The organism is Streptomyces sp. NPDC006265 (assembly GCF_040613555.1).
GTDB lineage: Bacteria > Actinomycetota > Actinomycetes > Streptomycetales > Streptomycetaceae > Streptomyces.
The window spans coordinates 1-4222 of record NZ_JBEXSH010000798.1; the positions used below are offsets into that span (position 1 = coordinate 1).

At 72.0% G+C, this 4222-nt stretch carries 4 protein-coding genes; 3 read left to right on the forward strand and 1 reads right to left on the reverse strand.

All coding sequences use genetic code 11. The features are described from left to right. A partial coding sequence (locus ABZ281_RS40150) for an acyltransferase (protein WP_356662918.1) occupies positions 1-989 on the forward strand: 989 nt, incomplete at its 5' end. Between the two features lie 64 nt (positions 990-1053). After that, the gene (locus ABZ281_RS40155; protein ID WP_356662919.1) at positions 1054-1974 is read left to right on the forward strand and encodes a class I SAM-dependent methyltransferase; all 921 of its coding nucleotides are present in this window, start codon (positions 1054-1056) and stop codon (positions 1972-1974) included. A gap of 14 nt (positions 1975-1988) precedes the next feature. Here ABZ281_RS40155 and ABZ281_RS40160 read toward each other — a convergent pair whose 3' ends face one another. Then, positions 1989-2639 (reverse strand): TetR/AcrR family transcriptional regulator C-terminal domain-containing protein, encoded by a 651-nt coding sequence (locus ABZ281_RS40160; RefSeq protein WP_356662920.1) that lies wholly within the window; start codon positions 2637-2639, stop codon positions 1989-1991. A 75-nt stretch (positions 2640-2714) separates the two neighbouring features. On the opposite strand from ABZ281_RS40160, the gene ABZ281_RS40165 reads away from it, so the two are divergent. Beyond that, positions 2715-4121 (forward strand): FAD-dependent oxidoreductase, encoded by a 1407-nt coding sequence (locus tag ABZ281_RS40165; protein ID WP_356662921.1) that lies wholly within the window; start codon positions 2715-2717, stop codon positions 4119-4121. Positions 4122-4222: the final 101 nt, after the last annotated feature.

Consider the following 4222-nt stretch of genomic DNA (forward strand, 5'->3'; position numbering starts at 1 on the left):
ACTACGGCGGACGCGACGGTGAGGTCGCCCAGGCGTGGGGCACCTCGCCCAGGGACCAGTTCCCCACCCTGCACTCGCTGTTCGCCTACGGCTGCCTCGGCGTCCAGGTGTTCTTCGTGATCAGCGGTTTCGTGATCTGCATGAGCGGCTGGGGCCGTCCCCTGACGTCGTTCTTCGCCTCCCGCGCCTCCCGGCTGCTGCCCGCCTACTGGGCGGCCGTCCTGCTGGTGACCGGCGTCTTCGCACTGCCGGTGGTCGCCTACCAGGCCGTGTCGCCGAGCGACGCCCTGGTGAATCTGACGATGCTCCAGATGCCCCTGGGCGTCGACCGGGTGCTCGGGGTGTGCTGGACCCTGTGGGCGGAGGTCCGCTTCTACGCCCTGTTCGCCCTGTGCGTCGTGCTGCCCGGGGCGAACCGCCGCCGGGTGATCATGTTCTGCGCGGGCTGGATGCTGGCCGCGGTGATCGCTCAGAACGCGAGCATGCCGCTGCTCGACATCGTCCTGATGCCCGAGTACGCGCCCTTCTTCATCGGCGGTGTCGGCCTCTACCTCGTGCACCGCGACCGGCGGGACGTCCACGGGTGGGGCATCGTGGCCGTCAGCTGGCTGATCGGCCAGCACTACGCGGTGCAGGGGCTGTGGCACGCCCCGAACCCGGAGGCGTTCTCCTACCGATCCTCGTTCGGGATCATCGCCGTCGTCACGTTCGGCTTCGTGGCGGTCGCCGCGATCGCGCTGGGCCTGCTGGGCCGGGTGAACTGGCGGTGGCTGACCGTCGCGGGCGCGCTGACGTACCCCTTCTACCTGGTCCACGAGCATCTCGGCTGGGTGGTGATCCACGCCCTGCACCGCGGTCTGGGGCTGCCCTCCGGGGTGACGTTCGCGCTCACGGTGGCGTCAATGCTGCTGCTGGCGTGGCTGCTGAACAACTATGTGGAGCAGTCGCTGACGCCCCGGCTGCGGACGGCGCTGGCGAAGACCCGCTGACCCTGTTCACGGGACGTTCAACCGGCCGTCGGTTCGGGCAAGCCTCAGAGAGAAGGCTCGTCTCATGACCAACGCGCAGGCAACCGACAAGCACCCCGGCGAGCTCGCCGACGTCCCGGGCTGGTTCCCGCCCCTGGACCAGACGCTGTTCACCTGGTTCCTCGAACAGCAGAAGAAGGCCGGCACCAAGGGCGACCTGCTCGAACTGGGCGTCTACATGGGCAAGAGCGCGATCCTCCTCGGCCGTCACCTCCAGGACGGCGAGCTGTTCACCGTCTGCGACCTGTTCGAGGGCGACGCCCCGGACGAGGCCAACAAGACGGAGTCCTCGCAGTCGTACGCCTCGCTCACCCAGCAGGCCTTCCAGCGGAACTACCTCTCCTTCCACGACGCCCTGCCGACGGTGATCACCGGCCCGAGTTCCCTGGTGGACCAGAAGGTGGCCCCGGACACCTGCCGCTTCATCCACATCGACGCCTCGCACCTGTACGAGCACGTGTACGGCGACATCGGCGCGGCCCACGACATCCTGCTGCCCGAGGGGGTCGTGGTCCTCGACGACTTCCGCTCCGAGCACACCCCTGGTGTCTCGGTCGCCGCCTGGGAGGCCGTCCTCAACCGCGGTCTGCGCCCGATCTGCCTCAGCACGCAGAAGATGTACGCCTCCTGGGGCGACCCCGGGCCGCTCCAGGAGGAACTGCTGGAGATGCTGCGGCAGCGCTCGGACATCGGGCTGAGCGTGCAGGAGGCGGCCGGGCACCGGCTGATCCGGACCCGCTCGCGGGGTATGAAGCCGCCGTCCTTCCCGCCCTCACGGCACTACGTGGCACCGGCGCCCGCACCGGCGGCCGCCCCCACGGTCACCGAGACGCGGGCGGCACGCCCGGCCCGGCCCGCCCCGTCCCGGGCCCGCCGGCTCGCCAAGGACCTGCTGCCGCCTGTGCTCACCCGGGCCGTACGGCGGGCCCGCGCGAAACGGTCCTGACGCGCCGGACCCCGTCATGAGACCCCGTAGCGCGCCCCGATCCCCCCGATCACGAGGGCGAGTCCCTCCTCGAAGTGCCGGTCGTAGTCCTCGAAGATCTCCGCGCCTGCCTGGGCCGACAAGGGAAAGTCGGCCATCAGGCGGGCGCGTTCGTCCAGGTCGTAGCCCTCTCGGCGCTCGCCCGGCAGCGGCTGGACGCCCTGCTCCTCGGTGACGAACCCCAGGGTGTACAGGTACGCGGTGGTGAGCGCGCGGGCCGCCTGGGCGAGGGTGAACCCGGCGGCCGTGAACAGGCGCAGGTTGTCCTCCATCGGCCCGGCGTGCTCGATGCCGGTGAAGCGTGAGCCGCTGAACACCTTCGCGCCGTCCCGGTAGGCGAGCAGGGCCGTGCGCAGGCCCCGGTTGGCCCTGAGCAGCCGGTCCTGCCAGCTGTCGTCCGGGGCGAGGGCGGTCCCGGCGACCATCCGGCGGTACATCTCCGTCGCCATCTCGTCGAGCAGCGCCTGCTTGTCCTTGAAGTGCCAGTAGAGGGCGGGCGCCTTCACGTCCAGTTCCCGGGCGATGGCACGCAGGGTCAGGCCGTCCAGGCCCACCTCGTTCAGCAGCCGCAGCGCGGTGTCCGCGACCCGGCGGCGGTCCAGTGGCTCGCGTCGTTCCGTACTCACGCTTGACAATTTAACACCGTTAAGGCGACCCTCGTGAAGCGAAGCTACTTAACAACGTTAAGGAGAGGGTGGCTGATGGACAGGGACACGGACGTACTGGTGGTGGGCGCGGGCCCGACGGGCCTGGCACTCGGGATCGACCTCGCCCGGCGGGGTGTGCCCGCGCTGGTCGTGGAGCGGGCTCAGGCACTGTTCCCCGGCTCACGCGGCAAGGGGATCCAGCCGCGCACGATGGAGGTCTTCGACGACCTGGGTGTGCTGGACGGGATCCGGGCGGCGGGCGGCACCTACCCGGTGGGGAAGATCTGGCAGGACGGCAGGCGGACGGGTGAGTACCGGATGTTCGACGCCGTCGAGCCGAGCGAGGGCGCGCCGTACAACGAGCCGTGGATGGTGCCGCAGTGGCGCACGCAGCGGATCCTGCGGGCGCGGCTGGAGGAGCTGGGCGGGGAGGTGGCCTTCGGCCGGGAGGTCGTCGCTGTGACGCAGGACGAGGGCGGGGTGCGCGCGGAGTTCGCCTCGGGCCAGGTCGTCACCGCCCGGTACGCCGTGGCGGCGGACGGCGGCCGCTCGACCGTGCGCGGGCTGCTCGGCATCGGCATGGCGGGCGAGACGGTCGACCCCAGCCCGACGCTGGTGGCGGACGTCCGGATCAGCGGCCTGGACCGGGACAACTGGCACGTCTTCCCGCCCGGTGAGGGGGACGGCTTCCTCGCGATCTGCCCGCTGGCCGGCACCGAGGACTTCCAGCTGGTGGCGCAGTTCCCCGAGGGGACGGCACCGGACCTCTCCCTGGAGGGCATCCGGAAGGTGGTCGCCGACCGCTCGCACCTCGCGCCTGAGTCCGTGACGGAGCTGCGCTGGGCCTCGGACTTCCGGCCCCGGGCGGCCCTCGCTGACCGCTTCCGATCCGGGCGGGTCTTCCTCGCCGGCGACGCGGCGCATGTGCACTCCCCCGCCGGCGGCCAGGGCCTCAACACCAGCGTCCAGGACGCCTACAACCTGGGCTGGAAGCTGGGCGCGGTGCTGCGCGACGGCGCGGACGCGGCCCTGCTCGACTCCTACGAGGAGGAGCGGCGGCCCGTCGCCGCCGAGATGCTCGGGCTGTCCACCCGGGTGCACCGCGGCGAGACCCGGCGCGGCGGGGCGACCCGCCAACTCGGACTCGGCTACCGGGAGTCGCCGCTCACCCGCGAGACCCGGACCGACCCGGGCACGCTGCGGGCGGGCGACCGCGCACCCGACGGAACGGTGGCCGGCGTCCGGCTCTTCGACGCGTTCCGCGGCCCGCACTGGACGCTGCTGGCCCTGGGAGACGCGCAGACACCGGACCTCGGCGCACGGATCCCGGTCGTACGGGGCCCCGCGCCCGGCGCGTACGGGCCCGGCCTGTACCTCGTCCGCCCCGACGGCTACGTAGGCTGGGCAGGGGACGCGGCGGCCGGACTTCCGGAGTACCTGGCCCGCTTCGGCCGGTGCTAGTGCCGCGGCAGGCAACGTTCGCCCCGTCACGACGCCCGGCACGCTCCCCCACGCTCTCGACTCCGCTCGAGCAGGGGGTGCCCCCACTCGCCGCACCGGCC